Source organism: Sphingopyxis flava (assembly GCF_900168005.1).
GTDB classification, from domain to species: Bacteria; Pseudomonadota; Alphaproteobacteria; order Sphingomonadales; family Sphingomonadaceae; genus Sphingopyxis; species Sphingopyxis flava.
Window position 1 is genome coordinate 1 of record NZ_FUYP01000080.1, and the last position, 3,292, is coordinate 3,292.

The 3,292-nt window shown below is 57.1% G+C and carries 4 protein-coding genes and 1 pseudogene; 3 read left to right on the forward strand and 2 right to left on the reverse strand.

Annotation, left to right across the window (positions count from 1 at the left end; all coding sequences use genetic code 11):
• A partial coding sequence (locus B5X69_RS20420) for a transposase (RefSeq protein WP_139375913.1) occupies nt 1–387 on the forward strand: 387 nt, incomplete at its 5' end.
• 34 nt (nt 388–421) lie between these two features.
• Here the strand turns inward: B5X69_RS20420 and B5X69_RS20425 are convergent.
• Nucleotides 422–919 (reverse strand): annotated as a pseudogene (locus tag B5X69_RS20425) (IS110 family transposase); the annotation flags it as partial.
• A 158-nt stretch (nt 920–1,077) separates the two neighbouring features.
• A complete protein-coding gene (locus B5X69_RS20430) occupies nt 1,078–1,449 on the reverse strand; it encodes a CopG family transcriptional regulator (RefSeq protein ID WP_079640302.1) in 372 nt (123 codons plus the stop codon).
• Nucleotides 1,450–1,615: 166 nt separating this feature from the next.
• On the opposite strand from B5X69_RS20430, the gene B5X69_RS20435 reads away from it, so the two are divergent.
• The gene (locus tag B5X69_RS20435) at nt 1,616–2,800 is read left to right on the forward strand and encodes an ATP-binding protein (protein ID WP_079640303.1); all 1,185 of its coding nucleotides are present in this window, start codon (nt 1,616–1,618) and stop codon (nt 2,798–2,800) included.
• Nucleotides 2,801–2,899: 99 nt separating this feature from the next.
• Nucleotides 2,900–3,250 (forward strand): hypothetical protein, encoded by a 351-nt coding sequence (locus B5X69_RS20440; RefSeq protein WP_139375914.1) that lies wholly within the window; start codon nt 2,900–2,902, stop codon nt 3,248–3,250.
• Nucleotides 3,251–3,292 lie beyond the last annotated feature (42 nt).

Sequence of the window (3,292 nt, forward strand, 5' to 3'; positions counted from 1 at the left end):
AGCGAAGAACAGCGCAAAAGGCTGGCCGTCTACCTGAAAGCCAATCCGGTGCTCGAAGCCCTCTACACTGCCAAGCAGGACATGGCCCTCCCGCTGACGCAAAAATCCCTCAATGCCAAAAAGGCCAGCCAGCTTATCCCCGACCTGCTCAGGCTGATCGATCAGTTCGCCGCCAGCCCCCTCAAGTCCCTCGCCGATACCCTGACCAGCTGGCTCGAGCCCGTCGCCCGCATGTGGCGCTTTTCCAGGAACAATGGAATCACCGAGGGCTTTCACACAAAGATGGAGATGATCTCGCGCCGCGCGTTCGGCTTCCGAAACTTTCACAACTACCGCTTGCGCGTCCTCGCTCTTTGCGGTTGGAATGGCGTCATCAATCGGGTCTGATCCACCCTCATCCCCCGTTCACGGGGAAGAGCCCGACGTTGCGCTCGAAAACACTGCCAGCACCTTTGGGTAAAACAAGCCCGAACGTCTTCATGAGCCCCCGGATCTGGTTCGACATCTGCACCCGCATCTTCAAAAGTTGGCGGCGCGCGGTGATCAATGTTCTCATCAACATGCTGTCGAAACCTTTGACGCGAACCTCTCGATAAAACCCTACCTCAGCCAAGTGCGCCAAGCCGTCAGCGTCGTTCGCATCCGTCTTGTTCGCGGCCATATCGAGAGCGGCTTTGGCATGCCGCGCATCGATACATATCGCGGGTAGTCCCTCAGCTGTGAGCGCGTGGAAAAACCAAACCGACAAAGGTCCGGTCTCGAATACCACGCGCTCTGCGTTCGGCGCGCGTTTGCGGATCACTTCTGCGAGCAGCTTTGGATCGGATGCACACTTGCCGCGCCAGATGCGCTTGCCATCCTGACGAATCGATATCGAAGTGTCTTTTAAGGAAACGTCGAGTCCTATATACTGAGCCACCGTTGTCCTCCTTGGATGCTGGGCCCGGTCAACAATCGTGAGCCCGTACTTCATCTTATCGGGGGGCAACCAACCTTCCAGCAATCTCGTGCTTCTGGACCATCGCCGGCGCACCCGCAATTACGTCATGTTCGTGCATCGGCCATTTTGCGATGCGGTCAGCCTACTCGTTTCAGGAACTCATCGGACCAGGATACTGGAGGTTTTCTCATAACGGCGTTCTTCTTAATCCGCTCGCGCACCTCGTCCGGGGTAGAAGGCGGGCTCGGATCTTCGAACGCAGCCTGAACCCTTCGTCTCATTAGTTCCTTGCGAATATCTTGATGCGGTTCGAGTTCCATATGCTCGCCGAGGATCACGACGATGGCCTCGGATGGAGAAATGAACACCCCCCTTTCCATCATGTCCAGAACCCAGTCCGCCAGTTTTGAGGGCAAATAGGCTTCGAAGCGCATACCTCCGCTGCGCGCCTGTTCGCGCAGTTCCTTGGCCTGGGCCTTGGCAACGGCGATCTGCTTTGTGGAATACATTGACGGCGTACCCTTCTTTCGTTTCAGCGTCGCCCAGATGGACATACGTCCGCGACCAGGGCGCGCCGGGTTATCGATAGGCGCACCTGCTGTTCAACCTCAATCCGTCTATACCCGGTTGATAATCATCCTTGCATATTCAAATTATAACTTTAAATAATCAATGATGATTGAGCGTCGTGCCAAGCAGCAGGTTCGGGAAGCACTGGCGCGGCAGGCCGCCGTGGCCATCATCGGTCCGCGACAAGTCGGCAAGACCACATTGGCGCAGGACATCGCAGAAGAACGGCCATCGGTCTATCTTGATCTGGAGGCACCCGAAGATCGGGCTAAACTTGCCGACCCGGCACTGTTTCTCCGATCTTATGAGGATCGGCTTGTCGTCCTCGACGAGATTCACCGAGCACCGGAGATTTTCCAGACACTGCGAGGCTTGATCGACCAAGGGCGCCGGCGAGGGCATCGGACCGGGCGTTTCCTCATCCTGGGCTCGGCTTCGATCGAATTGCTTCGCCAGTCCGGCGAGACGTTGGCTGGTCGCATCGAGTATATCGATATGGCTCCGCTCGACCTTGCCGAGATTTCGTCCGATCCGAAAATGGCTGAGAGGCTCTGGGTGAGGGGCGGCTTCCCGGAGAGTTTTCTGGCGCGAACGGATGCCGACAGCTTCGCTTTCCGGCGCAGCTTCATCCGTACCTATCTGGAGCGCGATGTCCCCCAGTTCGGGCCGAGAATCGCCGCGGAGACGCTGGAACGGTTGTGGATAATGCTTGCGCACGGGCAGGGGAGTACCCTGAATGCGTCGCGCCTGGCGGCCAGCCTCGGTGTCAGTAGCCCGACCGTGAGCAGCTATGTCGATCTGCTGGTCGATCTCCTCCTGGTGCGCAAGCTGCGGCCGTATTCGACCAACGCCGGTAAACGTCTGGTCAAATCGCCCAAGATTTATGTCCGCGACAGCGGTCTTGTGCATGCCCTGCTCGGAATCGACAACTTCGAAACCTTATCGGGTCATCCGGTCGTCGGCACGAGTTGGGAAGGCTTCGTGATCGAGAGCCTGCTGGCCGCTGCGCCCGAACGGACGACGGCAAGCTTCTATCGGACGTTGGCGGGAGCGGAAATCGATCTTCTTCTTGAACTGCCCGGAAATCGTGGACGTTGGGCGATTGAAATCAAGCGCAGCCTGTCTCCCAAGCTCGAACGCGGCTTTCATCATGCACGCGAGGACCTGAAACCGGACAGGTCGTTTGTGGTCTATCCCGGCGCCGACCATTATCCGGTTGCGGAAGGGGTATCGGTGATCGGAGTGCGTAAGCTGGTGGAAATACTGCTCGAGAAGCGGACTGCTTCATAGAGACCCGATATTCAGGCCATAGGCGCCGGAGCTTTGTGCAAAGCCAAGAGGTAGTTCGCAAGACGGATGGCTAAATCTGGCCGATTTGAGAGATATGTCATGGGAATGTTCGATGTTCTCCGCTGCGAAATTCCGTTGCCGGATGGTTTCACGGGAGAAATGCAGACCAAGGATTTCGACTGTACATTGGCCACGCTTCTAATCCGGGCCGACGGGAGGCTGATGATAGAAGAGTGTGACTGGGAAGATGTTCCGCTCGACGAACGTCCGAAGCCTGATTTCCCATTCGTGGGATCGTGCAGAGCCATTAACAAGCGGTGGCGCGATCTCGATTTTCACGGTGATTTCCGCTTCTACGGATCTGCCGGTGACAAGTGGCACGAGTATGCTGCTCGATTTATACCAAATCCCGTTGAGGCTGACTCACGGAGTGGATTCCCAAGCGGCTGATTTTCTGATTCACCATCGCGAACAGTAGGAGGCACGTGATGG